The organism is Lysinibacillus sp. NPDC097279 (assembly GCF_044761745.1).
Classification (GTDB): domain Bacteria; phylum Bacillota; class Bacilli; order Bacillales_A; family Planococcaceae; genus Lysinibacillus.
This window is the reverse complement of the sequence record NZ_JBIWDA010000008.1, coordinates 98,094-124,459: the sequence shown is the minus strand read 5'-3', so window position 1 is coordinate 124,459 and position 26,366 is coordinate 98,094. Positions and strand designations below refer to the sequence as shown.

Below are 26,366 nucleotides of genomic sequence, written 5' to 3'. Positions count from 1 at the left end.
TTAAACTCTGTATACCCAAAATTGCGGTCATTTACTAGTCAAATGCAAAAGAAAAAACCCCTGCCTGAAAGAAGGCAAAGGTCTTGCTAAGCAAATTTGTATTTGTTACTTCTCTCATTACAAGTCTCAGCTTTGCACCTATTGCAAAGTAACAACATTTGCTATCACACCCGATGGCAAATACCATGTCTTGACGAATGTGAAATCAGATGCATCGCTCGCATCTGCTAGCTACTCCCCTTTAACAAATTGTCTAAGGATAATTCTTTTGTTCGTTTATTATAGCACTATCATTTAAAGCTGACAAAGAAATCCATCATTATTTAATTTGAATTTGGTAGTTTTTATCGTCTTTATGTGCTAGATAAAAATCCACCATCTTCGGCATTGTTTGTATAAAATCAGGACATGTAATATTTCCTTTTTGTAAAATGGCAACCGCTTCTGTTGTATCAAAGACTGCCTGCCATGTTAAATAATCTAAAGATTCTTGCTCCACGCCTAACATCTTCCGAATGAACGGTACTTTTAACGATTGTTTTGCTAAAGACAAAGGAAAACGTCCTTTTGGATAATGATCCGTTAATAATTTTACCATTGTGCGATATACCTCTTGTACAGGATGTGGATTCGGATCTGTTAAATGTAAAGTTTTCCCTTCCGCACTTTTCTCATCCATTATATAAGTTACTGCATTGATAATATAATCGATCGGCACAACATTAATTGCCGTGCTTGACACCCCTATATACGGTATAATCGGTAAACGTTTTAATTTTTCTACCATATTTAAAAAGAAATAGGGCCCATCAAATTTAATCGTTTCCCCAGTCTCTGAATGCCCCCGCACAATGCCTGGTCGAATTATCGTTATCGGTATCTCCGACTTTAAATCTTCTACACGATGCTCCGCCTCGTATTTTGTCTCCTCATAATAGTTTTTAAAAGCAGGAGGTCGAATCAATTCATTTTCACGTAAAATCCCTTCACGCAGTCCAGCAACATATGCTGTACTGAAATACATATACCGCTTTAAATTCGGTAGTGTTCGTACAAAATCATTTACCATTGCTGTGCCATGTACGTTAACTTTCCAAGCGATATCTCTCGGCACAGCTAAATCATAAATAGCTGCTAAATGCCAAAACACTTCAATTTGAGGCAGAATTTCCTGTACGACTTGATTTGTCAGCCCTAAATTAGGTAGTGTAATGTCTCCTTCGACGATTTGTATCGAACAATGAGGATAGTCTACTTCTATCTTGCCTTTTTCAACAGTTGCTTTTGGTAATTCCCCCGCTAGCACAATTGCGATAACTTGTTGCGTTTTATTTTTGTGAAATAGCTCACGTATTAATTGACTTGAAATGAACCCTGGAAAACCTGTAAAAAAATGAACACCCATATCTCATTTCCCCCTTATACTTAAGGCAATCTTCTAGTTTCTTTATCCATTAAGCTATAAACAGCTGGCACTATATATAATGTCAGTAAAGTCGAAGTAATAAGCCCACCAATTACAGCGATACCCATTGGCTGGTTCATCTCCGTACCTTCGCCAATACCAAGAGCAAGTGGTAGCAAACCTAATATAGTTGTTAACGCTGTCATTAATATTGGTCGCAGTCGATCTTGTGTAGCAAGTAAAATCGCATCATAGGACTTCATGCCATTCATCTTTTGCTGATTAATATAATCGACTAGCACAATACCGTTGTTTACAACAATGCCCACAAGTACCAAAATCCCAATAACAGATGTCACACCTAGTAATGTCTTTGTAGCAAACATTGCAATCGTAACACCAATAATCATAAGCGGTACCGTAAACATAATGACGAAAGGATATTTAAATGACTCAAACTGCGCTGCCATTACAATATAAACAAGCACTACAGCCAACGCTACAGCTAAAAGCATATCATCAATCGCGCTATCATAAAGCTCACGATCACCACTAAACACCACTTGTGTTTCAGAAGGCAAATTAGCTTTTTCAAGAGCCTTATCGACCTCTTTTGAAATACCCCCTAGTGACTCCTTCGTTGTATAATCAACGAAAAATGCAACTGCAGCAGCCTGATCGGAACGTCTAATCGATACTGGTCCTTCTTGTATAGATACGTGCGCGATTTCATCGAGCTTAACAAATAGACCTGCTGGAGAACGAAGCTCCATTGCCTTTAAGGATTCAATACTTTCATTAAATGACTGACCAAAGCCTGTATACACCGATAACACAGTTCCATCATCATCAATCATTTGCGTCGTCAGTTGCCCCTTTGTCATTTGATTAACCGTTTGAGCTATCTGAGCAGGTAAAAAGCCATAATCCTTAGCTTTTTCACGATCTACTTCAATTTGAATTTCTTGGACTGTATTATCTAAATCTGTCATTACATTTGTGACAATGTTAATGCGCTTTAGTTCTTGCTGTACTTTATCAACTGACTCTTGTAAACGTTGTTCATTTGAATCAGTTAATCGGAATGTCAATGTATTAGGAGATGAACCCGACGATGTAGATACATTAAATGTGATGTCAGCTTGCTCACCTAGCTCATTGTTTAAATCCTTTTCTACCTCTTCTACAAATTCAAAAATTGAACGTTTACGATCTGCAAGTGGTACTAGCTTCACATAGATTTCCGCTCGATTTGCACTTGTTTGTCCACGTGCTTGCGACTGCTGCGTACCGCCAATTAGGCTAACATAGACATCCACATCTTGCTCTTCTTTTAAGCGCTCCTCTATTGCTGTGACAACCTGTTCCGTTTTTGTTACTGCAGCCCCTCTATCAAGATCTACACTGATAGAAGCAAATCCTTCATCTGTTGCTGGTAAAAATTCCGTACCGATTCTCGATAAGCCAAATACGGATAAACCGAAGAGGATAACGGCCGATAAAATAACTAAAAAACGATGTTTTAAAACCCAAACAATAGATGCATTGTAGTGCTTATAAAATGCCGATGCTTTTCGCATTTCATTAATATTTTGGTCTTTCATTTTTAACAGACGGCTTGCCAACATTGGTACAACGGTTAATGCGACTAATAATGAGGCAATTAAACTGAAGGAAATTGTAAGTGCAAATTCCGTAAAGATTTGCCCTATTAAACCTTCTATAAACATTACGGGTATAAACACAGCAATTGTTGTTAATGTAGATGCTGTTATTGCTAGCGCCACTTCCTTTGTGCCTTGCTTTGCTGCTTCGATTGGGTTTTTCCCAAGCCCTAGATGCCGTTCCACATTTTCAATAACAACGATTGCATTATCAACAAGCATCCCAATGCCTAATGCCAACGCACCTAATGTCATAATATTGAGAGTGAAATGAGCAAAATACATTAATACAAATGTGACGATGACAGAATAAGGTATGGCAATGCCAATAATAATTGGGCTTTTCACGCCTCGTAAAAAAACAAATAATACAAGCATTGCAAATAAGCCACCCAATAGTAATGAAGAACCGATGTTACTGATCGCTAAATTCACATAATTCCCTTGATCTACTAATACATCTGCTACTACACCTTTATATTGCTCCTGTGCTAGTAAGTCATTTAAGGTTTGTTGGAACGCTTTTGATACTTCAGCAGTATTTGCCCCTGACTCTTGCAAAACGGACATTAATACAGCTGGATGGTCATTAGCACGCGTTTCGGTTAAGGATTTTTGCTCTGCACGCTCGACGGTCGCTACATCTCCTACCGTTAGTGTTTCCCCGTCTATTGGATTGACGGATACAATTAAATCCGCAATATCTTCTGGTTTTGTTAATGTACTAATAATACGTGTCGACAGCATTTGGCCATCAGCAGTCAATACTGGTTCTCCAGGCAGTGACACATTATTTGTTTGAATGATTTGAATAATATCAGCTTGGGTTAAGCCTTTGGCAATTAATTTCGATTCATCTAATGCTACTTGTACTTCTTCTATAAGCTTGCCAGAGACATTTACACTTGCAACTCCTTCTGTACGACGGAGCTCTTTTTCCAATGAATCTGCTAAAATACGCACGTCCACCTGATCATTGTCTGCACGTAATGAAAGCTGAATAATTGGAAACTGTGATGGGTCAAATTTTAAAAAACTTGGTTTTTGTGCATCACTCGGTAACGGTGTCATATCAATTCGCTGTAAAATGTCGAGTTGAACTTCTTCTATATCCGTTGTCCAATTAAACTCGAGCACAATTAAATTTGAACCTTCCTGTGAGGTAGATTGAAGTTTTTTTATGCCTGGCAAGGTGGCCAATGTTGCCTCTAAAGGTTTTGTTACCTTCTCATTCACTTCCGTTGAGCTCGCACCAGGATAGGAGGTAACAACAACACCTATTGGTGGATTTAATTCAGGAATTAAAGTGATTGGTATTTTTAACAATGATACGCCACCTAAAATAATGATTAGTAGCATCGACACAAGTGTAAAAACAGGCCTTTTTATTGAAAAGTTGCTAATGTTCATTTGTAAATACTCCTTTTCTTTCTCTTCTTTCCTATGATAGCCGAAAAGGGGGATTTTTTATAAATTAATACATTATGTTGAAACAATTTCATCCTAAAAAAATTATTCCCAACATTACGCTACAGGCGGACGCTTTCCGCGGGCAAGCACCGAGCCGCTTCCCTCGCTACGCTCAGTCTAGGGTCTGGAGTCGCCGCCTTCCGCTCCATTGAAATATTCATTATTTCCCAAGAAAAACTATCACCATTTCCTTATATTGTATATATTCTACACCAATCGCTTATTTTCCTTGTAAAAAAACACGAATCGATGAATTGTCGATTCGTGTTTCTTTTTATAGAAGGCTATATAATTTAATATTTTCGTTTTTATCTGAGAACCAGCGCATAGCAAATTCATTTTCAAATAGGAAAACAAGATTGTCAAAGCGGTCTTTTACAAGCATTGAACGACTTGAAGACATTGATTCTTTGACATCTTCTTCATTTTCAATCCAACGTGCCATTTTTGAACCAATTGGCTCCATTCTTACTTCTACATTGTATTCATTTTTCATGCGGTGTTCAAATACCTCAAATTGTAATTGCCCAACTGCACCTAAAATAACTTCTTCTGTATGAAGTGTTTTGTAGTACTGAATGGCTCCCTCTTGCACCAATTGCAAAATCCCTTTATGGAATTGCTTTGATTTCATTACGTTTTTCGCCGTTACTCGCACAAATAGTTCAGGTGTGAACTGCGGTAATTTTTCAAATTGGAACGTTTTCTTGCCACCTACAACAGTATCACCAATTTGGTATGTGCCTGTATCGTACAAGCCAATTATATCTCCAGCTACCGCTTCGTCAACTGTTTCACGGTCGTCAGCTAAAAACTGTGTAGACTGTGTCACTTTAAACGATTTTCCTGTACGAGATAGCGTCATATTCATACCGCGCTCAAATTTACCAGATACGATTCGTACAAAGGCAATACGGTCACGGTGTGCAGGGTTCATATTCGCTTGAATTTTGAAAATAAAGCCAGAAAACTCTGGATGCTCAACAGGGTCAATGAACTGCTCATCTTCTGTAATACGAGGCTGAGGTGTTGGAGCAAATTGTAAATAAGTTTCAAGGAATGTTTGTACCCCAAAGTTTGTTAAGGCAGAACCGAAGAATACAGGTGTTAATTCACCACGACGAATTTTTTCTTCTGAATAAGCATTACCTGCCTCATTTAGTAGCATAATGTCATCCATCGCTTGTGAGTAATAGGAAGTGACTTTCATCGGATTATCAACTGCTAACTCACCGTTCTCATCGATTGGTAGGAAACGTTCTCCCTCTTCAGTACGGAATTGCTCAATACGTTTGTTATAACGGTCATAAATACCTAGGAATTCCTTCCCCATACCAATTGGCCAGTTCATTGGGTAGGCTTGAATACCAAGCACTTCTTCAAGCTCTTCGATTAGCTCAAGTGGCTCTTTCCCTTGACGGTCCAATTTATTGATAAATGTAAAAATCGGAATACCGCGCATTTTACAAACTTTGAATAGTTTTAATGTTTGAGCCTCAATCCCTTTAGCAGCATCTACAACCATGACAGCACTGTCTACTGCCATTAATGTACGATACGTATCCTCAGAGAAATCTTGGTGTCCTGGTGTATCCAAAATATTAACGCGTGAACCACTATAATCAAACTGCATAACAGAAGATGTTACCGAAATACCACGTTGTTTTTCAATTTCCATCCAGTCTGATGTAGCAAATTTCCCTGATTTCTTACCTTTTACTGTACCTGCGTCACGAATCGCTCCGCCAAAAAGTAAAAGCTTTTCTGTAATTGTCGTTTTCCCAGCATCCGGGTGACTAATAATAGCGAACGTACGTCTTGCTAATATATCTTTTTCTAAATTTGAAGTCATCTCTTCATTCTCCTTTTTTCATACCTACTAATAATAAAAGAAGTCTAGCCCTTCGTACAACCTTTTTACATGAATTCCCCAAAAAGAAAACCCTTTAGTCACTACTAAAAGGGTTCAGACTGTCGATACGTTTGAATTATTGTACGCATGGAAGCCATCACTACGTTGGCTGCCTTGCAAGTTGGGCTTGCTACTAAAGTTTTTTTTCGCAATTAATTTAGACAAATTTTAAGTGTCCAGCCTCTATCGCAATTTCTGCATCACTATGTGGATATTTTGTATTTTCGATAATTTGGTAATCTTCATGACCTTTACCAGCAAAAATAATCATATCCCCTGGTTCAGCAATTTCTATTGCATGACGTACTGCCTCTGCTCGATCTCCAATACATGCATAATTTTTATGCAGCATGCCTTTAGCAAGATCACCTGTAATACTATCGTACTCCTCATAGCGTGGGTCATCTGTCGTTAAAATTACATAATCTGCTGCTGATGCTTTTTCAGCCATTGCAGGACGTTTAGATTTATCACGATTGCCCCCTGTGCCAACTAAGAAAATAAGCTTTCCTTTTTTATAAGGCGTAGCTGCTGCGATAGCCTTTTCTATAGCATCTGGTGTATGCGCGTAATCAACAAAGATTTGCACTGGCAAATCAGAGCATACTTTTTCCATACGACCTTTTACTGGTGGTAATTGCTCTATCTGTTCAATAATCGATTCCATTGAATAGCCTCTGCCATAAAAGGCAACCATTGCAGCAAGTACATTATAAATATTGAACTCACCAAGTAAATGCATTTTCACAGGGAATATCCCTTCAGACATCACTACATCAAATGAAGTCATGTAATCATGGTACTCACAGTTAATAGCACGGAAATCGGCTGTCTCATTGTTTAATCCATAAGTCCATACTGGGAATGGCGTCATCGCTGCATAGCGTTCTGACCAAGCATCGTCCGCATTAAGCACTACTAGTTTATTTTTTTCTAAGTCTTGTCCAAGTTGAGAGAATAATAAGCCTTTTGCATTCCCATATTCCTCCATCGTACCATGGAAATCAAGATGATCATGAGTAAGGTTTGTAAAAATGGCAACATCATAATCAACACCTGCTAAACGGCCAAGTGCTAAACCATGTGAAGAAACCTCCATCGTCATTAAACGGCAGCCTTCCATTTTTGCACGGAAAATCATTTGTTGCGTCGATAATGCATCACTTGTCGTATTCGCAGATTCATATAAAATACCATTTAAATTAAAACCAATTGTTCCCGACAATGCAGATTTCTCGCCCATACCGTGCATGATATTTTGAATAATACCTGTTACAGATGTTTTCCCATTCGTCCCTGTTACACCAATCATTGTCATATCTTTTGAAGGATAGTCAAAAAACTTAGCAGCTAACAAACCAACTGCACGATCTGTATCCTTCACAACAACTTGTGCTATCGCATCAGCTAATGGTAGTTCTCGTTCAGTGACAACAATTGTTGCACCACCATCAACAGCTCTTTGCGCGTAATCATGGCCATCCACTGTGTAACCTTTAATACATACAAACATGCTATTCGGTTGCACACTTCGAGAATCAATCACAATATCCGTCACTTGGTCCGGTAACACGCCAATTATTTTTTTCAAAGGTAATGCACTTAACAATTCCTCTGCATACATTTCATAGTCCTCCAATCAATCTCAACATTCATTTCATCATTTCTTGTTTTTCGACAAAAAAAGACAATCTGAATACCCCCACTTACCTAATGAATTTATTTTACTACTTATTCGCCTAGAAATGAAATGCCTCACAAGACGTTTTTTAAATGAAAACGCTACCATTTATAAAATTAAGTCCGATTTTTCCTATCTTATCAAAAATCGGCATTTATCGACAACTGCGAATCATGTATGATGGAAATATTGATTAAAAATTGAGGTGCTAAATATGCAACAATTGGAATTTTTACGTATGCGTAATGAGATTATCTTGCTATTTTATGTGACAGCTATTTTTGCCTATGGAGTGCTTATTATGTTAAATCTCTATAGTAGCCTCGAAGTACTGATCGGTATATTGCTAATATTATTTTTACCTTTACTAGCAGGCAAAATATTTAAAATTAAACCAGTGCCCATGCAATGGGTATTAATTATATCAGGCAATATAGCCATCGTTTACCTTAATATCTTTAGCTTTTCTTTAACTAGTTTTATTTGCTTTATTTTCTATATATTATTAATAACTATCTATCAATCGATAAAAATGAATACCCTTATTAGTATTGTTTCTTTGTTAGAAATTATAGCTCTATCTTATTATCACCATTTTCCCAGTGAACCCTTTGTGAATGCTCAGTATTTCGATACATTTATTTTTGTTGTCCTTTTACTTACTATTATTGGATGGATTCAATCACGCTATTTACAACATTTTTGGTATCGACTAAACGAAATGAATTTAGAGAAGAAACAAGAGCTGCTTTCGCAAGAAGCCTATTTGCATTTGTTTTTTCAACATGCCAATGATTGTATCGCGGTTTTTAGTTTAGATAATCGCATTATTGATGTAAATCCAGCTTTTGAGGAAGTATATGGCTGGACTAGAGCAGAAATTGTTGGCAAAAGCATCCCACTCGTGCCACCAGAAAATGTCTTGGAAGCAGAACAGCGCTATGCCAGTTTATTAGAGGGAAAAAGCATCAAACTATTAGAAACACAAGATATGCGAAAAAATGGTACAGTTTTCGATGTTGAAATTTCACTTTCGCCAATTTATGATCGCACAAACAAAATGATAGCTATTTCTGCTATTACACGCGACATATCTTATAAAAAAGAAAATGAACAACTTTTACTACAATCAGAAAAACTAAAAATGGCAGGCGAAATAGCAGCTGGTGTAGCACATGAAATTCGTAATCCTATGGCTGTTATATCAGGTTTTGTACAAATGATGAGTATAGAAAAGGATTCATCCTGTTATGCTTATACTGAAATTATTCAATCCGAAATCGAGCGTATTAATTTAATTATTGGTGAATTTTTAGTGCTGTCTAAGCCTCATGTAGAACAATTAAAAATCGTTTCCATAGACGATATTATTAATAGTATTAGTCACCTATTTCATCTCGAATTTCAAAAGCATAACATTATCTTTTCACTGCATCTTGTCAGCGAAGATAACCGAATATTAGCTAATGAAAATCAATTAAAACAAGTATTTATCAATATTATTAAAAATGCCATTGAAGCCATTGAAGCACGTACAGCCGAAGGAGAAATAATTATTTTCATTGCTAAAGATACGGAAGGATTAATTATGGTGACAATTACAGATAATGGTGTTGGAATGTCTGAGGCTATGATTAAGCGTATTTTTGAACCATTTTATACAACCAAGTCTACAGGAACAGGTCTTGGTATGCTCATCACAAACAAGATTATCCAGGAACATGGTGGCACTATTGCAATTGAAAGCAAGTTAAACTATGGCTCAACGATAAAAATAAAACTACCGCCAGTAGAAAATGAAGAGGATGGAGGTGTCTAAAAAAAGAGACACCTCCATCCTTTTTACTTCATAATAGTACGAATAAGTTTAACCTTTTGTTTATACGGTGGAAAAAGAATATTTGTCTCGAGCTTTGAAGATTTTTTTAATATTGATTTTGGATGTGTAAAATTATCAAAGCTTGCCTTTCCATGATACGCATTAACCCCTGAAGGACCAACCCCACCAAATGGCAAATGCTGATTTCCTACATGTGTTACCGTGTCATTTATACAGCCACCGCCGAATGGCAATTCCTCTAAAAAGTATTCGATCGCTTTTTCATGTTCTGAGAAAAAATATGCTGCTAAAGGCTTCGGCAATTGTCGAACTTGATGAATAGCAAGGCGTAAATCATCATATACCATAACAGGTAAAATCGGTCCAAATAGCTCATCTTGCATGGAAGGACTTGACCACTTTACATACTCAATAATGGTAGGTTCAATATATAAATCATCCCGATCTTTCCGCCCACCATATGTAATAGTGTCCCGTTCCTCCACTAAAATTTTTTGCAGACGATCAAACTGTCTATCATTCACAATACGACCGTAATCGGGGCTTTTTATCGCATTTTTCCCGTAGAAAGAACGGACAGTGTCCTTTAACAATTTCATAAACCGATCATATACATCTTTATGGACAAGCAAATAGTCTGGCGCTACACATGTTTGACCTGTATTTGTAAATTTCCCCCATGCAATTCGTTTGGCAGCAACTTCTAAATTTGCGGTTTGGTCGACTATTGCAGGACTTTTACCACCAAGTTCGAGTGCTAATGGCGTTAACCGTTCAGCTGCTGCTTTCGCCACTATTTTACCGACAGCTACACTGCCAGTAAAAAATATATAATCAAACGAAGCATGAATAAGGGCAGTTACTTCTTCCTTTTCCCCTTCTACAACACGAATATAGGATGGTTCAAATGTTTCTTCAATAATTTTCTTCACTATATTTGCTGTATGCACAGATGTTTCAGAAGGCTTGACAATAGCTGTATTCCCACCAATAATTGCACCAATTAAAGGTTCCATCACAAGTTGAAATGGGTAATTAAATGGCCCAATAATTAACGTAACGCCATATGGCTCTCGAACAATAAAACTTTTTCCCATTTGAAGGTGAATTGGCGTTTTAGCTATTTCTGGCTTCACCCATTCCTCTAAATTTTTCACCATATAAGAAATACTATCAAGGACAATTCCAATTTCTGTTGCGTATGCCTCAAACTCACTTTTTCTTAGATCTAAAAACAACGCATGTAAAATATCTTTTTCATACTTTAAAATACTTTTCTTTAAGTTCATTAATTGGGTTTTTCGAAACTTTACATCTTTTGTAGCGCGAGAAAAATAAAATTGTCGCTGCTCTGTAATCATATTTTCAACATCTTGTGGCGTAAAATTCATAAATAAACACCCCTTTTTTTTTATTGCAATACATAGTTTGGTCTTTTTTGAAACAAACTATCTTTGTCTATACGATACAACATTGAAGGCGAAAATTCCTCCTTCTGAAACAGGTGGTGTTGTAAAAAAAAAGTAATAGCAACTAATGATGCCATGTTTTTTTTTGTGAATCTCGGGAAATATACAATTACATATTAAATTGAAACGGGGGCGTAGATAAATGACAACAACAACAGGAACTTGGTGGGAATCCATTTTTTCAGGAGTATTATCGCACGGGATATGTGAAGAGAAATTATTGTTATTGCAAGATGAGGCATTTTTATATCTTTCTACAATACCGTCGGAGAAAGAAACTTTATTGGATGAATCTGAAGTAAATTAATCGATTAAGCGCATCTTAGGAGTGCATTTCCTGCGATGCGCTTTTATACATTAGTTTACAGCAACAATATGCTGTATTTTTTTTAATTCCACCTCAAGGCGATGAATGGCTTCCTCCTCAATAGCAAAACTGCCATCTTCTAGCCGAATAATTTGCTTATCGATAATATAAACAGAGTGACCAATATCTGTTGCACCTAATACAGCCAATACAGGTTTTAGAGCATATTCTAATGCGAGTAAATGACCAATAGAGCCACCCACTGCTATCGGTAAAATCTTCTTTCCTACTAACGCTTTTTGTGGCAATAAATCTAAGTAGGTTTTTAATATTCCTGTATATGATGCTTTATATATAGGTGTTAAAATAACAACAATATCCGCTTCCTCCACATTACGATTTTCTGCTTTAATGACATCATTTTCAAAGTCTGCAGTTATTAACGCCACAGCAGGCAATTCATGTACTTGAATTGTGTGTATGTCAGTACTATGAGCTGGGAAAAAACGCTCTACTTTCTCCTGAATCGCCGTCACTCGTGAATACCTCGTATTACTACCATTAATAATTACTACTTTTGTCATCTTGCTCACTCCCTTTTGTTTTCTAGTCCATTTCAAAGTCACCATCCCCCTTATTTAGCGGTCAAGAATGACTATCTATTTAAAACCATGTGTACCGTCGTTAAATCACACCTTTGTTCAAAAAAGAGGCTTCTATATACAGTCAACAACTAAGTCGTCACGTAAAATAGAAACCTCTAGATGTCTAGCCAGCTAATCCGTTCTAATACCAAGTAATCTTATAAAATTAATTTAACATAATTTTCGTTAAAGTCAATAAACTTTAAAGGTATTTATATTTGAATAACAAAAAGGTTGCCACAACCATTATGTGACAACCTTCTTCTCAATTTACTTTAGTGATGAATCGCTTTACCAAATACCGCTCTTGCAGCATCCCCAATATGCTCTGATACGGTAGGATGAGGGAAAATCATATTTGCTAATTCAGCTACTGTGCCACCAGCATTTTTCATAGCTAAAATAGCATTGAGCATTTCTGTAGCACCATCAGCCACAACACATGCTCCTAAAATATCTCCATCCTCTTTCGTAACAATAAGCTTTACAAAACCTTCGACATTTCCTTCCATTAACGCCTTTGGATTTGTGTGAATTGGCATTTTGGTCACCGTATACGCTTGCTCCACTTGCTCTTCTAACAAGCCAAACGTCGCAATTTCAGGATGTGTATAAACACAACGTGGAATAAGTGCTTGGTCAACCAATGCTCGTTTAGCCCCCAAAATATAATCCACAACATAAATACCTTCCGCACTAGCAGCATGTGCTAACTGATAGCCTCCGACTAAATCACCTATTGCATAAATATGTGGATGACTCGTTTCATAATGCTTATTTACCGCAATTAAACGACCATCAAAATCAAGCGCTAGCTGTTGTGCAATTTCCGTATTTGGCCGACGCCCCGTTGCAAATAATAAGTTTTCGTATGTATAGATTCCTTTAGATGTATGAATTTCATTGCCATTAAAATGCTCAAATTGAAAGTTTGTGACAAGTTCGATACCGATATCTTTCATCTTCTCGCGAATAATTGGTCGTGCATCTGGTTCTTCCGTCTGTAAAATATCGGCACTATGATTCAGCATTGTTACTTTCGTACCAAGTGGTGCCAAGCTAAATGCCATTTCAACGGCAATTACTCCTCCACCAATAATCGTTAGCTGTTGTGGAAGTTCTTCCATTTCAAAAAAAGTATCCGTCGTATAATAGGCTGCGTTTTCTAGTCCTTTAAACGGCGGCACAAATGGCTTACTTCCAGTTGCTAAAATGATATCTTTCGCTCTAAAAGTTTCTTGATCAACCGTTATCGTTAAATCGGCAGCTACCGATGCCTCTCCTCGGTAAAACGTAATATGATTGCTCGCAATAAACTGTTCAATATTGTCTAAAAGCTTTTGCACGACTGCATTTTTACGTTGCATTAAACGAGGGAAGTTTACATTTACGACTGGTGTTTCAATTCCCCAATCGTTGCCACGCTTTATTTCTTGCACTAATTTACTGTGCTCTAACAAAATTTTAGATGGAATACAGCCAACATTATAGCAAGCGCCTCCCACTTTATCACGTTCTACTAAAGCTACTTTCATACCACTTTTAGCTGCATGAATTGCTGACACATATCCTCCTGGACCTGCGCCAATAATGGCGATATCAAATTGTTTCACATCTATTCACCTCTTTTATCACCTTAACATTTACAAAATTTGAATGCAATGACACATCCTTCTTCTTACCAAATATAAAGAACTTCCGACATAATGGGATTTCCGCGAAATAAAACAATATTTCCGCGAAGTGAAATGTTATTTCCGCGGAACAAATCAGTATTCCCGCGAAGTGAAATGCTTTTTCCGCGGAGCAAATCAGTATTCCCGCGAAGTGAAATGCTTTTTCCGCGGAGCAAATCAGTATTCCCGCGAAGTATAGCGGTTTTATTATTTATTAAAATTAATCCAGAAAACTTCTTTACTTCCGTCTTGTTTAATCATAATCGCTTTAACGGAATAACCACCCGCTTCATAATTTGCGATATTTTCTTCGGTTGACATCACTCTTGTACTCTTATTTGCTGTCACACAGTAAGTGCCAAAATCACGTTGAAGCTGGCGCTCACCATTCACCATTTTATAAAGCTCGAAACGTGTTTCTTTTGCTTGAAGTGGTCCCTTATTCATATCACTTTTTAACCAAGCTTTGAGTGTCACTTTATTTGAAGTAACTTGAGCCTCGACTTGTATATCTCGTTGTCGATATTGTTGCTCTGCAAGTGAATAATTTTTTTCTAAAATCTTTTTTAACTCATGCGCCGATACTCGATTGCTAGAATCGATACGTTTAATATGAACGGTTCCTTGTCCAAATAAATTATAGCCACCCTGTGTAGAATAATCGATCGTGTAACCTGCTTTTTTGATTGCCTGCTCAGCAATTCGATCATAAACACCATATGGGTATGCAAACGATTTAGGTGCTATCCCTGTATATTTTTCTATTAGCTGATGTGCCTTTGTAACATCCTCTTGAATGTATCGAAGACGCTCCTCATTTGTAAGTGGCTCTCCATTTTTTTTCTGATTAAGTATCATTGCCTCGTGTTTTGACTTATCATTGTTCCCTCGCCAATGTAAATCATATGTATGGTTGCCAATACGCATAATACCAGAATCGGACATTTCCTTTATTTGTTGCCAGTTCAACATAGGTACATTTTTTCTGGCACCTGTCTCTACATCATTTGCGATTACAAACAATGTCGCCTGCATGCCCATTTCTTTTAAAATAGGGTATGCCATTTTATAGACACTTTCATAGCCATCATCTATCGTTAAAAATACTGCTTTCTCAGGAATGCGACCATGCCCTTGTAAATATGCGATTAGCTGCTCCTCCGTAATGGTTGAATAGCCATTGTCCTTTAGCATCTTCAACTGCTCACGAAATAGCTTTTCTGTAATATTTATATTCGCTATTTCTTTATAATCCCCAAATGAATGATAGTTAATGACCGTAATACCTTTAGCATTACTATATTCATAGAATTTTGTTGCTTTTGCTGCCATTGCCTGTTCTGATATTGAGAGAAAGCAGCAAACAAGTACAACAAATAATAATATTTTCCTTATGTATTTCATAATATTGGTCCCTTTCCCAAACTATAGTCTATATAAGTATATACGAAATAATGACATACCGAAAGAGACTGTGCTATATTGAACAGTCTCTTTCAGGTGACAAATCGCTAAATTGTTTGAGTGCCTGACACTTATAAGCTGTTTCCGCACCGACCTCTTGCCAGCGCGCGATTTGATACGTCTAACATTGCATACGTTCTGAGCAGAAGTCTAAGTTGGCGAAGAAGCACATGCTAAATTGTTTGAGTGCCTGACACCCTCATGACACCCTCATACACCCGCCATGGACGTATATTAGAAAATATTGCGCTGCCAAAAACGTTGCTGAGCAATGGCATCAACAAATTTTTTGGCAAATCCAGCATTGCCAGTTGCTAAAATAATGCCTGGCCCTACGTTAGCATTGGACATATTAAAAAATGTTGTGCCTGTTGAAGCAATACCAATTGGCTTAAAATGTCTGTACGCTTCATTAATATAATTGACAATATAAGTGTTAAACTTTGCTTGATTGTCAGCTCGAACTCCGACAACATATAAGGAATCAAAAAGCACCGCATCCGTTGTAATAAATGTATCGCTCGCTGTTAACTGCACACCATTAGTACCCGTCACCACACCGAGCCTATCAGAAATGATGCTATAGCGAACACCATTCCTTGTTAAATATTTAAGTACTTCTCCCACCTCATTGGCGTCAAACCCATCCCCTATTAATACACCCACTTTAAGTGTTTGTGGCAATTTCACAGTATTCGCCTGACTCAATGCAGGTGAGGATATAGTAACGTTTGATTGCTCACCTGTAGGTCGATTAACACCAATATTATTGGCAACTATTGTAGCCATCTCTTTATCGACACGGACAAACATATCCACAACTTGCTGACGAACGTATTTACTTTTAACCTTTCCTACCTCGAAGCTAAAGGCGTCAATAATATGTTGCTTTTCAGGTGGCGACATACTATTCCAAAATAGTCGAGCTTGTGAGAAATGATCATTAAAGGACTTACTTCTGGCCCTAGTAATACGTCCCTCGACCTTTTCTTCATAATGGACAAATCCCCCTTCTTTTGCAGTGGATGTTGAAGGCGTATTACCTGCAAGCGAGTTTTTATGATAACTAACCTTTCCCGTATTAATCGTTTGTCGACTGAATCCATTTCGTTGGTTATTATGAATCGGGCAAACTGGCCTATTAATAGGAATCTCAGCAAAGTTTGGTCCGCCTAATCGAAGAAGCTGTGTATCGATATATGAAAATAAGCGACCTTGTAGCAGAGGATCATTTGTAAAATCAATGCCCGGCACAACATTTCCAGGATGAAAAGCGACTTGCTCCGTTTCAGCAAAAACATTATCTACATTGCGATTCAATGTCATTTTTCCGATTCTTTTAACAGGTACTAGCTCTTCAGGCCATAATTTTGTTGCATCTAAAATATCAAAATCAAATTTAAATTCTTCCTCTGGCTCAATCATCTGGACACCAAGCTCATACTCTGGAAAATCCCCGATTTCAATTGATTCCCATAAATCTCGTCGTTGAAAATCGGCATCTTTGCCCCCTATAATTTGTGCTTCATCCCAAACAAGTGAATGCACACCTAGCACTGGCTTCCAATGAAACTTTACAAATCTCGACCTACCTTTGTCATTTACAAAACGGAACGTATGCACACCAAAGCCTTCCATCATCCGAAAACTTCTAGGAATCGTTCGATCAGACATATGCCACATAATCATATGCGCTATTTCTTGATTATTTGCGACAAAATCCCAAAATGTATCATGTGCAGAAGCCGCTTGAGGCATATCATTATGAGGCTCAGGTTTTACAGCATGAATTAAATCTGGAAACTTAATAGCATCCTGAATAAAAAACACTGGTATATTGTTACCAACTAAATCATAATTGCCCTCTTCTGTGTAAAATTTTGTTGCAAAGCCGCGTACATCTCGGGCCGTATCCATTGAGCCTAAGCTCCCTACTACGGTCGAAAATCTAACAAAAACAGGCGTCTTCTTTCCAGGCTCCTGTAAAAATTTGGCCCTTGTATACTCTTTCATCGATTCATATAGTTCAAACTCTCCGTGCGCGGCAAATCCTCGAGCATGTACAACTCGTTCGGGAATCCGCTCATGGTCAAAATGCGTCATTTTTTCCCGAAAATGAAAATCCTCCATAATGGTTGGTCCACGAACGCCCGCTTTTAGTGAATCTTCATCATTAGAAACCTTCAGCCCCTGATTGGTCGTCATCTTTTTCCCATCATTATTGACGCGAAATGCCTCTAGTTGTTGATCCTTCGCATTTTCAGTCAAATCCTTGCTCTGATTTGATTTAGACTTATCCACACGATCCCCTTTCCTTCTGTCCTAATTACGCTCTATATACACTGTATGTTTTTCAGAAATAAACATGAATGAATGCGTCCATTCATAAAAAAGAACCTTGACTCTATAACGCCAGTCAAGGTTACTTCATTCTCTATTTCGCTTTCGCTGTTGCCGTCATCTTCTCAAGCTGTCTAACTGTCGGTGTTAAATTAGCAAAGAAGTATGCCTCGCGTAGCTTACGTGATGGTGTACTTCCTGCAATATAACCCGCTGAGCCATTATGGAGCATGTTGGCCTGCACTGCAGCCAATGTATTATAAACGACTTGTAAACGAAGCTGACAAATTGCTTGTAAATTAACTTCGCCAGATTGAATTAGTACTTGAAGTGTTTCTTGTAATGAACGTAGATTTTTTGTTAGTTCATCCGCTTGAACTTGTAAATATTCATTACATCCATTTTGCTTAGCCTTAACTCTTTCTATCCCTTCAATGGCTGAGTCTACTACACCAAAACCTAGCGGAATTTGATACAGTACAAATGTCGGGCGAATAGTATCTACAAATGTGCTTGCATCTTGTGCAATGATATAGTCATCAGCAACAAAGACGTTGTCAAACTTACATGTATAGGTCGCACTGCCGTTGACACCCAAAAAGTGGATTTTCTCCTTTAGTGTAATGTTCTCATTGTTTGTATTAACGAATACCATCACTTCCTGCTCACCATTATGGGCAATCGCCCCGAACCAGTGATTTGCTGCTAAGTTTGAAACAGCGGGTAACACTCCATTGACGACATAGCCACCTTCCACGCGCTCAGCTGATAAATGAAGCTTCTCTAGCCCAGCATAAAACTTCATCGGATTCGATAAACCTGTCGCACCTAGTACTTCTCCACGTTCTAGTAAGGGTAAAATATTTTCGCGTAATTGCTTATTATTCGTTTTACGTAAGTATGTTAAAGCGGCAAGGTGGCACCATAGGCAAAATGCAGTTGTCATACAAACTTTCGCTGTCTCTTGTACAATCGTTAGCTCATCTAATAGCGTTGTTTGTTCATCTTTTTGTGTTGAAGCGAAAAATCCTGCCTTACCGAGCTCCAATAAAAAATCCTCCGCATAATAAGCTTCCTCATCAATTTTTTTTACGAACGGTTTTAATTTTTCTTCTATTAACGTTTGTAAAGCTACTGCATCTACTGCCATGGTCTCCACTCCTATCCTATCCTTTACTTATCAGCTAATTCAGTTAAAGATGTAATTGGTGTCTGCACTGCCTCACGAGCACGTTTTACAGCTGCTTCATCTGGTGCGTCATAGAAGCACAGGCACTTTGTCATATCTTCACATACATATGTGCGAGAAAAATGTACTTCTGGTACTTCTTCATAGTGAACTGAGTTTTTCTTTTTACGCGCTAAATATTGATCCATTGTAATTTCTGCTGGAATTTCCCACTCTACTAAATAGTTCACAACTTCTTGCTTTGTTTTAACTTCATCTAGCTCTTTCCCAACTAGGCGAACTTCTTTTACTAAATCTATTTGAATGTTTTGAGCTGCTAGTGCAGTTGTTGCTTGAGATTCTTCATTTGCCTCCACGATAAAGTATGCACGGCTAAAATCCTTTGCTACTTGTACTTCGATAACAGTTACATCCTGCTCTTGTCCTACACGCTCCACTAATGCTGCAAATTGCTCTTTGTTCGTTACTTCACTAACTGTTGATTCTACTAAAAATAAACTCATAGTAAATACCTCCGAATAGTTTGTTTTTTCTTTATGTGAGTTATTTTATTATACTTACTTAATAAAAACAACTGAATTTACTAAAAATTATGATTTGTGCTACACTACTGCATGGAGGGAACACTATGAAAACAAGATATGACTTACCATGCAATATTGCACAAACATTGAACATTATCGGTGATCGATGGACATTGCTCATCTTACATGAACTATTAATCGGTCAATCGAACTTTAATGACATTAAATTAAATTTGCCTGGTCTTTCAGCAAATTTATTGTCTGCACGTTTAAAATCTTTAGAAGAAGCAGGTTTAGTTGCTTCCGCACTTTACTCTGCACATCCACCGCGTTATGCCTATTCATTAACTGAATCAGGAAAGGCATTAGAATCTGTATTTAATGCAATGATTTTATGGGGCAGCGAATATTTGGACCCTTGCTATAAAGAAATTGTTGATGCGCAATCAGGTGACCGAGTAGAAATTGGTTACTATTCAAAAAACACTGGGGAGCGTAGCGATACGATTCAAATACGTGCCATTCAAAACGGAGCTAACCAATAATTTATTGGGCTAGCTCTTTTTTGCCCATTCTAAGCTCCTTGTCCGCCCCAAATTTTCGCAACCCAGCCTTCAAAATAACGAATGACCTTGTCGAGCAACAAACCGAGTACGCCAATAACAATAATGGCCGCCATAACTAAATCTAAACTAAGTGAATTTCTAGCATCGACTATTAAAAAGCCTAATCCTGATTGCGCACCCACCATTTCTCCTGCAACTAAGAATATCCAGGCACTTCCTAATGCCATATGCAACCCGTTTGCAATCATAGGAAAAGCAGCGGGAAAAACAATTTTACGCAATAGGTTAAACTGTGACATTTCAAAATTGGCTGCAATTCGTAAATAAGTCGCATCAACTTTTTTCACTGCAGTCACTGTGGATAATAACACGGGGAAAAAGGCTGCAATAAATATAATGACGATGGCTGGCATATTGCCAATGCCAAACCATAGTACGATAAAAGGTGACCAGGCAATCGGTGATACAGGACGTAGAATTTGTACAATTGGATCTAGCACAGCCCAAACTTTCACCAATCTCCCGACAACTAATCCGACAATTACAGCGACAGCAACTGCTAACAAATAACCGCTAAAAAAGCGAAACAAACTAATTTGTATATGCTCGAATATAGAGCCATCTTTGATGATATCCAGTAACGCCATAAAAACAGCTAATGGTGGCGGAAATAATGCTGCATCATGATCACCAATAATCGTTACTATTTGCCAAACGCCTATTAATAACACAAATCCAAGTAAAATTGGTCCTATTTTTTTCATACATATGCACCCTACTATTCTTCCAATAATGTTGTATCAACAAATTCCTCATATGTTGGTGGGTTCTCTGACAAGCCAATCTCAATTAATGAATCTCTTAAAATGGCATACGCATCCGCTTCAATTTTCAAGTTATGATACGAAATCCAATTTAACGATAAATCTAAAACATCCTTATCAACTTTAATATATTTAGCAACAACATCATGTGCATGGTCTCCCCCTGCATTCATGAGCTCACCAGCAGCGGCATAATCTTTGACAAATTGTTTTGCAATATTTTTATTTTTTTCGATAAAATCATGACGAAGGACTAGTCCACAGTCAATTGAATCCGGCCAAATTTCCTCTGATTGGAATAACACTTCACCCTTATTAAGTGCCACAGAAATAGCACCGAATGGTTCTGCTACTACATATCCTGCAATGCGACCTTCCGCAAGCGCAGCTGGCATTTCTGCTGGTGGTAGCTCTACAACATTTACGTCTTCATAATTTAAGCCCGCGTTTTGTAACATGCGATATAGCAAAATATTGTGTGTAGAATATTTATTTGGAATCGCAAAGCTTTGCCCTTTCAAATCCTCTACGTTTTCTATCGTAGGGGCTGCCACTAAAACATTGCCATCTCGATGTCCTAAAGCTACTGCCTTTAAGTCAATTCCTTGTTCTTTTGCCTTCATCGCTAATTGAATAAGCACTGATGCACCATCAATTTTCCCTGTATTTAAAGCATCCATTAGTTCTGGCCATGAACCAAATTTTACAAGCTCAATGGCATAACCTTCGTATTCTTTATCTGTTTGCATGTAAAGTGGTGCAGCATGCGTAATTGGTAAATACCCAATTTTCACTACCTTTTTATTGCCTTCTGTTTGTGATACTGACCCTTTTTCATCCGTTCCACATGCCGCAAGCGTAAGCATTAGTATCAATGCTAGTAAAAATATGCCTAACTTCTTGTTCATCGTTTTACCTCCATTTTAAATGTTGTATTCAATCGTATCTTGCGGATGCGTAAACTGAAATTCATTGAAAATAATCTCACGAAAATGCTGAAATTCCGAATCTGAACGATCCCGTGGTTTCGCACTACGAATATGTAATTCACGATGGACGCGTCCGGGATTAGGACTCATAATAAAAATACGATCAGCTAAATAAATAGCCTCGTCAATATCATGGGTCACCAATAAAATAGTTGTATGCTCCTTTTTTTGAATAGCAAGTAGCTCGTCCTGTAAGTAATAACGTGTAAAGGTATCAAGTGCTGCAAATGGTTCGTCCATTAAAATTACCTCTGGACGAATCGCTAATGCGCGTGCAATGGCAACACGCTGTTGCATACCGCCCGATAATTCACTAGGTAATGCGCTTAATCGATTTTCTAAGCCAACAAGCTTCAAATAATAATGCGCACGTTGCTGTCGTTCACTCTTCGTTAAAATCTCTCCCTCTAATGCGAGCTCTACATTTTTTTGCACAGAACGCCAAGGAAGTAATCCATAATTTTGCATAAGCATAATACAGCGTTTACTTGCTCTAGTAACAACTTGGTTTTCTAACAATACCTGTCCACTAGATGGCTGCTCAAAGCCACCAACTAAATTTAACAATGTACTTTTGCCACAACCACTCTTTCCTAATATGGCAATAATCTCTCCCTTTTGAATATCCAATGAAATTTCATGAAGCACTGTCTGCTCAGTAAATGCTTTACTTACCTGTTGAATAGAAATTAGCGGTGCTGTCATAATGCAATTGTCACCTCACATTTTAATCTTATAATTTTACTAGGTTTAATATGTTTTAAGTTATTTTATTATACTCAGTTTAAAATTTCAACCTAATTTCAAGAAATATATTTGTATTCCGACAATTCGCATAAAAAACAGGTTTTCTATTTTTAAATAAAAAACCTGCAAATTATTCATCGCCTGTACTCAAATAATGCTTCACCTTTCTCTTACGTTAGCTGAACAAGACATCCGCCAGATTTAGAATATGTATTGGATCATGTCATGTATGTTGCAATAAGGGTTATCGCGATTTTCTTTATTTCGCAGGGACATCATTTCCGCACAATTTTTTATAGCTACTTCATGTAGTAGTGCAATTGGTGCAATAATTGATTCATCCGCCTTATGACGGAAATATCGTGACACACCTAAATGTTCTTCCATCTTGTTGTTCAGCACTGCACGTGGGTATTTTTCAGATACATCCACTTCCTCAAAGTGTAACAATAGCCACAATTCAAATGCCTCATTTGAATAAGCTATATGAATATTTTTTTCCTCACAGAACACATTTACTTCGTCTAGTTGCTTATCTGTTAAATCATCCTTATCAAAAACAATCCAAACTTCATCAAAATATTGATAACTGGAATCACGGAAAGCGTGTTGTGCTAGCTTAATGGCAGAACGTTTCACGTTTTTTATTTTCACACTTACTGTTTTCGAGCGTTTTAAAATGCGCAATTGCTCAAAGTAAATGCGTTCCGTTTCTCCCTCACAATAAATTAATATCGTTTTTCGTATTGTCCGCTTACCATGTTGATGTACGCTCACTAGTCAAATACCTCCACTTCACATAAATATTGATTGGATAAGTATTCATTCATAACTGGTGTTGCATCGAATTGACCTTACATGATAGAAAAAGATACTTTTCTTTATTGTATGCAGCTACTATGACACATGCCAAATGCAGTATTTGTATTGTCCCTATAAAATCAAAAAAACACCCCAAGAATGAACTTCTTGAGGTGCCCTATATTTAATAATATTATGCTTTTAGAGGTTCTCCACTGAATACTTTCAAGTCCATAGGTGCAGCCATAAAAGTTTGAGCTTTTTGAGTAAAAGCCGTGAAATGCTCACTCGTATTATGGGCTGTAGTAGCTTCTACATCTTTCCAAATTTCAACCATTGTATAATGGCAATCTTGTTCAGTAGACTTCATTAAATCATAGCTAATGTTGCCCTTTTCAGCTCTTGTTGCAGCAAGAAGTGTCTTTGCTTCTTGCAAGAAAGCTTGCTCTTGGTCCGGTTTTACTTGAAGATGTGCGTGAATAATAATCATAGTGTTTCATCCTTTTTTAGTTTGTTTATTTGTAAGAAATATTAATAATCAATTATATTGTTTTGCATACGAGAAAGCATCTTAGATAATGCTTCTAATTCCTCAGAGTTGAAATCATGCAGCATTTGATTAACGAAAAGAATCTTTTCTTTTTTGTAACCAACAATTTGCTTACGGCCTTCATCTGTCAGACGAACAAATATTTCACGATTATCAGTTGGATTACGTCGTCTTGTTACCATACCGTTCGCCTCAAGTTGTTTTAAATGACGAGTAATGGCACCACTGTCTATATTAACAGCTTTTTGAAGTGTAGATTGATTAATTTCATCTGCCTCATAAAGCTGGTATAGCAATTCATAGCGTGATGCGCTAATGCCTGTACAGCGTTCGAATTTTGGGCTAATTTGATTATTAAGCCCTTTAAGCAGATGTAATATTTGTTCTTGATTTGAAAATGAACATCGCATCTATAGACCTCCTAAGTAATTTATGAGGCCAACATAAAGGCGAGGCTACTATTCATTGAACGCTCAATCATTGACCTGTCAATAAATATAATATAAAAATATTTATCGCGCAACATAAATGACCATAGCAGTGCTTATTTTAGTATTATTTCCACATTGTCGTTTTGCCGACAGGTAAGCGATACGATTGAAATCCTTCATGAATTGCTTTACCGATGGAAATTAACATTACCGGAATATATCGATCTTTCTCCAAACCATAAGCTTCTGCAATCAGTTCCTTCTCATAACCACCGATAGGATTCGTATCATATCCGTAAGCACGAGCTACTAGCATAAGTTGCATGGAGACAAGACCTGCATCTAGCATAATCGTATCTTTCATTTCCTCTTTTGACATTTTTTCATAGATTGGTGTAAAAGCATTTAATTGAAATTCTTTCACTTCCTTCGGCATATAGCCAAGATCAACGGCTGAGCTGTATATCTCTTCGGCGTAATCAAAATTATTGCGGTCAGCAAAGACAGCGATTACCGCGGAGGCGCTCATAACTTTTTCTTTGTTGAATCTAGCTAGGGGTGCAAGCTGTGCTTTCCCTTGTTCACTATCAATAACGACAAATCTCCATGGTTGCATATTAATAGAAGAAGGTGCTTTTGATGCTTGAGTAATTATTTCACTCATTTCTTCACGGCTGATTTTAACGGTCGGATCATATTCTTTAATGGAACGACGTCCATATACAATTTCATTGAAATCATTTGTTTTTTGATATTTTAGCATAGTGTAACAAATCCTCTTTTCTTTTTTAATTGCCTTATCAATAATTGACTAGTCAATGATTGATATGTCAAATAATATAATATGAAATTGATAAATAATCAACTCTTATGATTCGTGTACCGAAAATTGGTTAATACTTAGGAAATTGATAGAACTTAGCATACCATAAATAAAAAGCTATCACTTTATTCAAAACGATAGCTTTGTCTGTTGCTTGTTAATATTGTTCAAGGAAATCTTGAGCAATAATAAAAAAAAATTATTTCATCGCTCTCCATATTGTCCATCTATCTCTTTCGACGATATTCACATCGCTTGCTATGGACGCATCAATATGATTTATTAGGAAGTTTAATTCTTGATCATCTAATTCATGTAAAATACTTCTTCCCGTTCTCTCACGTAAGTCATTAAGTAATTGTTCTTTAGCATCATATATTTTTCTAGTTTCCCATAACTGTACTTCTTCAATATCTCTAAATCCAACTACTTTCAGCATTTCCCTTACAGATTGACTATTATGTCTACGTTTCGTCTCTTTTTCAGCTAATCTTGGGAAAAGCTCAAAGAAAAATCCTCTAATATGACTCTCATTACTTTCTAATAAACAATCTTCAGGGGTACGATCCTGAACAATAAAATATCCGCCATCCTGTAATAATCTATATGCCTCATTAAAACAACCATGTAAATCCTCAATATGATGAATCAAAGCTCTTTCAAGCAATAAATTAAAACTGCTACTACTTAAGCCACTATCAAAAGCCGTGCCATACTTAAACTCGATGTTTTTATAGTCTTTACAGTTTTCTTTTGCGCCTGCAAGCATAGCTTCGGAAAAATCCACACCTGTAACAGAATCAACGCCCATGTCTGATAGCGCCTTACAATAAATACCGCCACCACATCCAATATCTAAAGCCTTCGACATAGTTTCAATTGGTACAAGTTTATTTATTGCTTTTATCCATGATTCGTCAGCACTGCGAGTTGTATAAGTACTACTACTATTTTTACTGTGAAAATCAATTCCCACTTTCCATCCCTCTTTTCAGTATAATTCAAAACAATATAAGTATTATTTTACTATAAATACCATAATATAATGCA

The 26,366-nt window shown here is 37.2% G+C and carries 22 protein-coding genes; 3 read left to right on the top strand and 19 right to left on the bottom strand.

Annotation, left to right across the window (positions count from 1 at the left end; translation table 11 throughout):
• Positions 1–319 precede the first annotated feature (319 nt).
• The 4 genes from ACIQ1H_RS21285 to ACIQ1H_RS21270 form a co-directional block, all read right to left on the bottom strand.
• Positions 320–1,405, bottom strand: coding sequence for an SDR family oxidoreductase (locus ACIQ1H_RS21285; protein ID WP_402891760.1), 1,086 nt, complete (start codon positions 1,403–1,405; stop codon positions 320–322).
• A 20-nt stretch (positions 1,406–1,425) separates the two neighbouring features.
• Positions 1,426–4,479 carry an efflux RND transporter permease subunit gene (locus ACIQ1H_RS21280; RefSeq protein WP_402891757.1) on the bottom strand — a complete coding sequence of 1,018 codons (3,054 nt, stop codon included), beginning with the start codon at positions 4,477–4,479 and terminating at the stop codon, positions 1,426–1,428.
• Positions 4,480–4,813: 334 nt separating this feature from the next.
• Positions 4,814–6,391 (bottom strand): peptide chain release factor 3, encoded by a 1,578-nt coding sequence (locus ACIQ1H_RS21275; RefSeq protein WP_173478032.1) that lies wholly within the window; start codon positions 6,389–6,391, stop codon positions 4,814–4,816.
• Between the two features lie 217 nt (positions 6,392–6,608).
• Entirely contained in the window at positions 6,609–8,075 is a 1,467-nt protein-coding gene (locus ACIQ1H_RS21270; protein ID WP_173478033.1) for a UDP-N-acetylmuramoyl-L-alanyl-D-glutamate--2,6-diaminopimelate ligase, read from the bottom strand.
• 271 nt (positions 8,076–8,346) lie between these two features.
• On the opposite strand from ACIQ1H_RS21270, the gene ACIQ1H_RS21265 reads away from it, so the two are divergent.
• Positions 8,347–9,951, top strand: coding sequence for a two-component system sensor histidine kinase NtrB (locus tag ACIQ1H_RS21265; protein ID WP_402891753.1), 1,605 nt, complete (start codon positions 8,347–8,349; stop codon positions 9,949–9,951).
• A 23-nt stretch (positions 9,952–9,974) separates the two neighbouring features.
• Here the strand turns inward: ACIQ1H_RS21265 and ACIQ1H_RS21260 are convergent, their stop codons facing one another.
• On the bottom strand, positions 9,975–11,363 hold the full coding sequence (locus tag ACIQ1H_RS21260) for an aldehyde dehydrogenase (protein WP_402891750.1): 1,389 nt from the start codon (positions 11,361–11,363) through the stop codon (positions 9,975–9,977).
• A 220-nt stretch (positions 11,364–11,583) separates the two neighbouring features.
• On the opposite strand from ACIQ1H_RS21260, the gene ACIQ1H_RS21255 reads away from it, so the two are divergent.
• Positions 11,584–11,748 carry a hypothetical protein gene (locus tag ACIQ1H_RS21255; RefSeq protein ID WP_173478036.1) on the top strand — a complete coding sequence of 55 codons (165 nt, stop codon included), beginning with the start codon at positions 11,584–11,586 and terminating at the stop codon, positions 11,746–11,748.
• Between the two features lie 50 nt (positions 11,749–11,798).
• On the opposite strand, the gene ssuE is transcribed toward ACIQ1H_RS21255, so the two are convergent.
• From ssuE to ACIQ1H_RS21225, 6 genes are all read right to left on the bottom strand, one after another.
• Positions 11,799–12,332, bottom strand: a complete 534-nt coding sequence (gene ssuE, locus ACIQ1H_RS21250; RefSeq protein WP_402891747.1) for an NADPH-dependent FMN reductase — start codon at positions 12,330–12,332, stop codon at positions 11,799–11,801.
• A 335-nt stretch (positions 12,333–12,667) separates the two neighbouring features.
• On the bottom strand, positions 12,668–14,005 hold the full coding sequence (gene lpdA / locus ACIQ1H_RS21245) for a dihydrolipoyl dehydrogenase (RefSeq protein ID WP_402891744.1): 1,338 nt from the start codon (positions 14,003–14,005) through the stop codon (positions 12,668–12,670).
• Positions 14,006–14,275: 270 nt separating this feature from the next.
• Positions 14,276–15,472 (bottom strand): polysaccharide deacetylase family protein, encoded by a 1,197-nt coding sequence (locus ACIQ1H_RS21240; protein ID WP_402891741.1) that lies wholly within the window; start codon positions 15,470–15,472, stop codon positions 14,276–14,278.
• Between the two features lie 294 nt (positions 15,473–15,766).
• Positions 15,767–17,833, bottom strand: coding sequence for a catalase (locus ACIQ1H_RS21235; protein ID WP_402891738.1), 2,067 nt, complete (start codon positions 17,831–17,833; stop codon positions 15,767–15,769).
• Positions 17,834–17,966: 133 nt separating this feature from the next.
• Complete coding sequence (locus ACIQ1H_RS21230) at positions 17,967–19,022, bottom strand: acyl-CoA dehydrogenase family protein (RefSeq protein WP_402891735.1); 1,056 nt, start codon at positions 19,020–19,022, stop codon at positions 17,967–17,969.
• A 23-nt stretch (positions 19,023–19,045) separates the two neighbouring features.
• Complete coding sequence (locus ACIQ1H_RS21225; RefSeq protein ID WP_402891732.1) at positions 19,046–19,564, bottom strand: DUF4242 domain-containing protein; 519 nt, start codon at positions 19,562–19,564, stop codon at positions 19,046–19,048.
• A gap of 125 nt (positions 19,565–19,689) precedes the next feature.
• Between ACIQ1H_RS21225 and ACIQ1H_RS21220 the strand changes: the two genes are divergently transcribed.
• The gene (locus ACIQ1H_RS21220) at positions 19,690–20,130 is read left to right on the top strand and encodes a winged helix-turn-helix transcriptional regulator (protein ID WP_402891729.1); all 441 of its coding nucleotides are present in this window, start codon (positions 19,690–19,692) and stop codon (positions 20,128–20,130) included.
• Between the two features lie 29 nt (positions 20,131–20,159).
• Here ACIQ1H_RS21220 and ACIQ1H_RS21215 read toward each other — a convergent pair whose 3' ends face one another.
• The 8 genes from ACIQ1H_RS21215 to ACIQ1H_RS21180 all read right to left on the bottom strand — a co-directional run bounded on the left by ACIQ1H_RS21215 (position 20,160) and on the right by ACIQ1H_RS21180 (position 26,292).
• Positions 20,160–20,915: an ABC transporter permease gene (locus tag ACIQ1H_RS21215; RefSeq protein WP_402891727.1), complete on the bottom strand. Its 756-nt coding sequence runs from the start codon at positions 20,913–20,915 to the stop codon at positions 20,160–20,162.
• A 14-nt stretch (positions 20,916–20,929) separates the two neighbouring features.
• The gene (locus tag ACIQ1H_RS21210) at positions 20,930–21,883 is read right to left on the bottom strand and encodes an ABC transporter substrate-binding protein (RefSeq protein ID WP_402891725.1); all 954 of its coding nucleotides are present in this window, start codon (positions 21,881–21,883) and stop codon (positions 20,930–20,932) included.
• A 15-nt stretch (positions 21,884–21,898) separates the two neighbouring features.
• Positions 21,899–22,669, bottom strand: coding sequence for an ABC transporter ATP-binding protein (locus ACIQ1H_RS21205; RefSeq protein ID WP_402891723.1), 771 nt, complete (start codon positions 22,667–22,669; stop codon positions 21,899–21,901).
• Positions 22,670–22,912: 243 nt separating this feature from the next.
• Positions 22,913–23,488, bottom strand: a complete 576-nt coding sequence (locus ACIQ1H_RS21200; protein ID WP_402891720.1) for an RloB family protein — start codon at positions 23,486–23,488, stop codon at positions 22,913–22,915.
• A gap of 217 nt (positions 23,489–23,705) precedes the next feature.
• Positions 23,706–24,002: a putative quinol monooxygenase gene (locus ACIQ1H_RS21195; RefSeq protein WP_402891717.1), complete on the bottom strand. Its 297-nt coding sequence runs from the start codon at positions 24,000–24,002 to the stop codon at positions 23,706–23,708.
• Positions 24,003–24,043: 41 nt separating this feature from the next.
• Entirely contained in the window at positions 24,044–24,472 is a 429-nt protein-coding gene (locus ACIQ1H_RS21190) for a MarR family winged helix-turn-helix transcriptional regulator (RefSeq protein WP_402891715.1), read from the bottom strand.
• Positions 24,473–24,617: 145 nt separating this feature from the next.
• Entirely contained in the window at positions 24,618–25,256 is a 639-nt protein-coding gene (locus ACIQ1H_RS21185) for a nitroreductase family protein (RefSeq protein ID WP_402891712.1), read from the bottom strand.
• Positions 25,257–25,515: 259 nt separating this feature from the next.
• The gene (locus ACIQ1H_RS21180; protein WP_402891710.1) at positions 25,516–26,292 is read right to left on the bottom strand and encodes a class I SAM-dependent methyltransferase; all 777 of its coding nucleotides are present in this window, start codon (positions 26,290–26,292) and stop codon (positions 25,516–25,518) included.
• Positions 26,293–26,366 lie beyond the last annotated feature (74 nt).

Bases quoted from the DNA above. Each gene is read 5' to 3' on its own strand.
- ACIQ1H_RS21280 (WP_402891757.1), bottom strand. From the start codon at position 4,479: ATGAACATTAGCAACTTTTCAATAAAAAGGCCTGTTTTTACACTTGTG.
- ACIQ1H_RS21275 (WP_173478032.1), bottom strand. From the start codon at position 6,391: ATGACTTCAAATTTAGAAAAAGATATATTAGCAAGACGTACGTTCGCT.
- ACIQ1H_RS21185 (WP_402891712.1), bottom strand. From the start codon at position 25,256: ATGCTAAAATATCAAAAAACAAATGATTTCAATGAAATTGTATATGGA.
- ACIQ1H_RS21220 (WP_402891729.1), top strand. From the start codon at position 19,690: ATGAAAACAAGATATGACTTACCATGCAATATTGCACAAACATTGAAC.
- ACIQ1H_RS21265 (WP_402891753.1), top strand. From the start codon at position 8,347: ATGCAACAATTGGAATTTTTACGTATGCGTAATGAGATTATCTTGCTA.
- ACIQ1H_RS21205 (WP_402891723.1), bottom strand. From the start codon at position 22,669: ATGACAGCACCGCTAATTTCTATTCAACAGGTAAGTAAAGCATTTACT.
- ACIQ1H_RS21190 (WP_402891715.1), bottom strand. From the start codon at position 24,472: ATGCGATGTTCATTTTCAAATCAAGAACAAATATTACATCTGCTTAAA.
- ACIQ1H_RS21255 (WP_173478036.1), top strand. From the start codon at position 11,584: ATGACAACAACAACAGGAACTTGGTGGGAATCCATTTTTTCAGGAGTA.
- ACIQ1H_RS21195 (WP_402891717.1), bottom strand. From the start codon at position 24,002: ATGATTATTATTCACGCACATCTTCAAGTAAAACCGGACCAAGAGCAA.
- ACIQ1H_RS21270 (WP_173478033.1), bottom strand. From the start codon at position 8,075: ATGTATGCAGAGGAATTGTTAAGTGCATTACCTTTGAAAAAAATAATT.
- ACIQ1H_RS21225 (WP_402891732.1), bottom strand. From the start codon at position 19,564: ATGAGTTTATTTTTAGTAGAATCAACAGTTAGTGAAGTAACGAACAAA.
- ACIQ1H_RS21215 (WP_402891727.1), bottom strand. From the start codon at position 20,915: ATGAAAAAAATAGGACCAATTTTACTTGGATTTGTGTTATTAATAGGC.
- ACIQ1H_RS21240 (WP_402891741.1), bottom strand. From the start codon at position 15,472: ATGAAATACATAAGGAAAATATTATTATTTGTTGTACTTGTTTGCTGC.
- ACIQ1H_RS21210 (WP_402891725.1), bottom strand. From the start codon at position 21,883: ATGAACAAGAAGTTAGGCATATTTTTACTAGCATTGATACTAATGCTT.
- ssuE (WP_402891747.1), bottom strand. From the start codon at position 12,332: ATGACAAAAGTAGTAATTATTAATGGTAGTAATACGAGGTATTCACGA.
- ACIQ1H_RS21285 (WP_402891760.1), bottom strand. From the start codon at position 1,405: ATGGGTGTTCATTTTTTTACAGGTTTTCCAGGGTTCATTTCAAGTCAA.
- ACIQ1H_RS21230 (WP_402891735.1), bottom strand. From the start codon at position 19,022: ATGGCAGTAGATGCAGTAGCTTTACAAACGTTAATAGAAGAAAAATTA.
- ACIQ1H_RS21260 (WP_402891750.1), bottom strand. From the start codon at position 11,363: ATGAATTTTACGCCACAAGATGTTGAAAATATGATTACAGAGCAGCGA.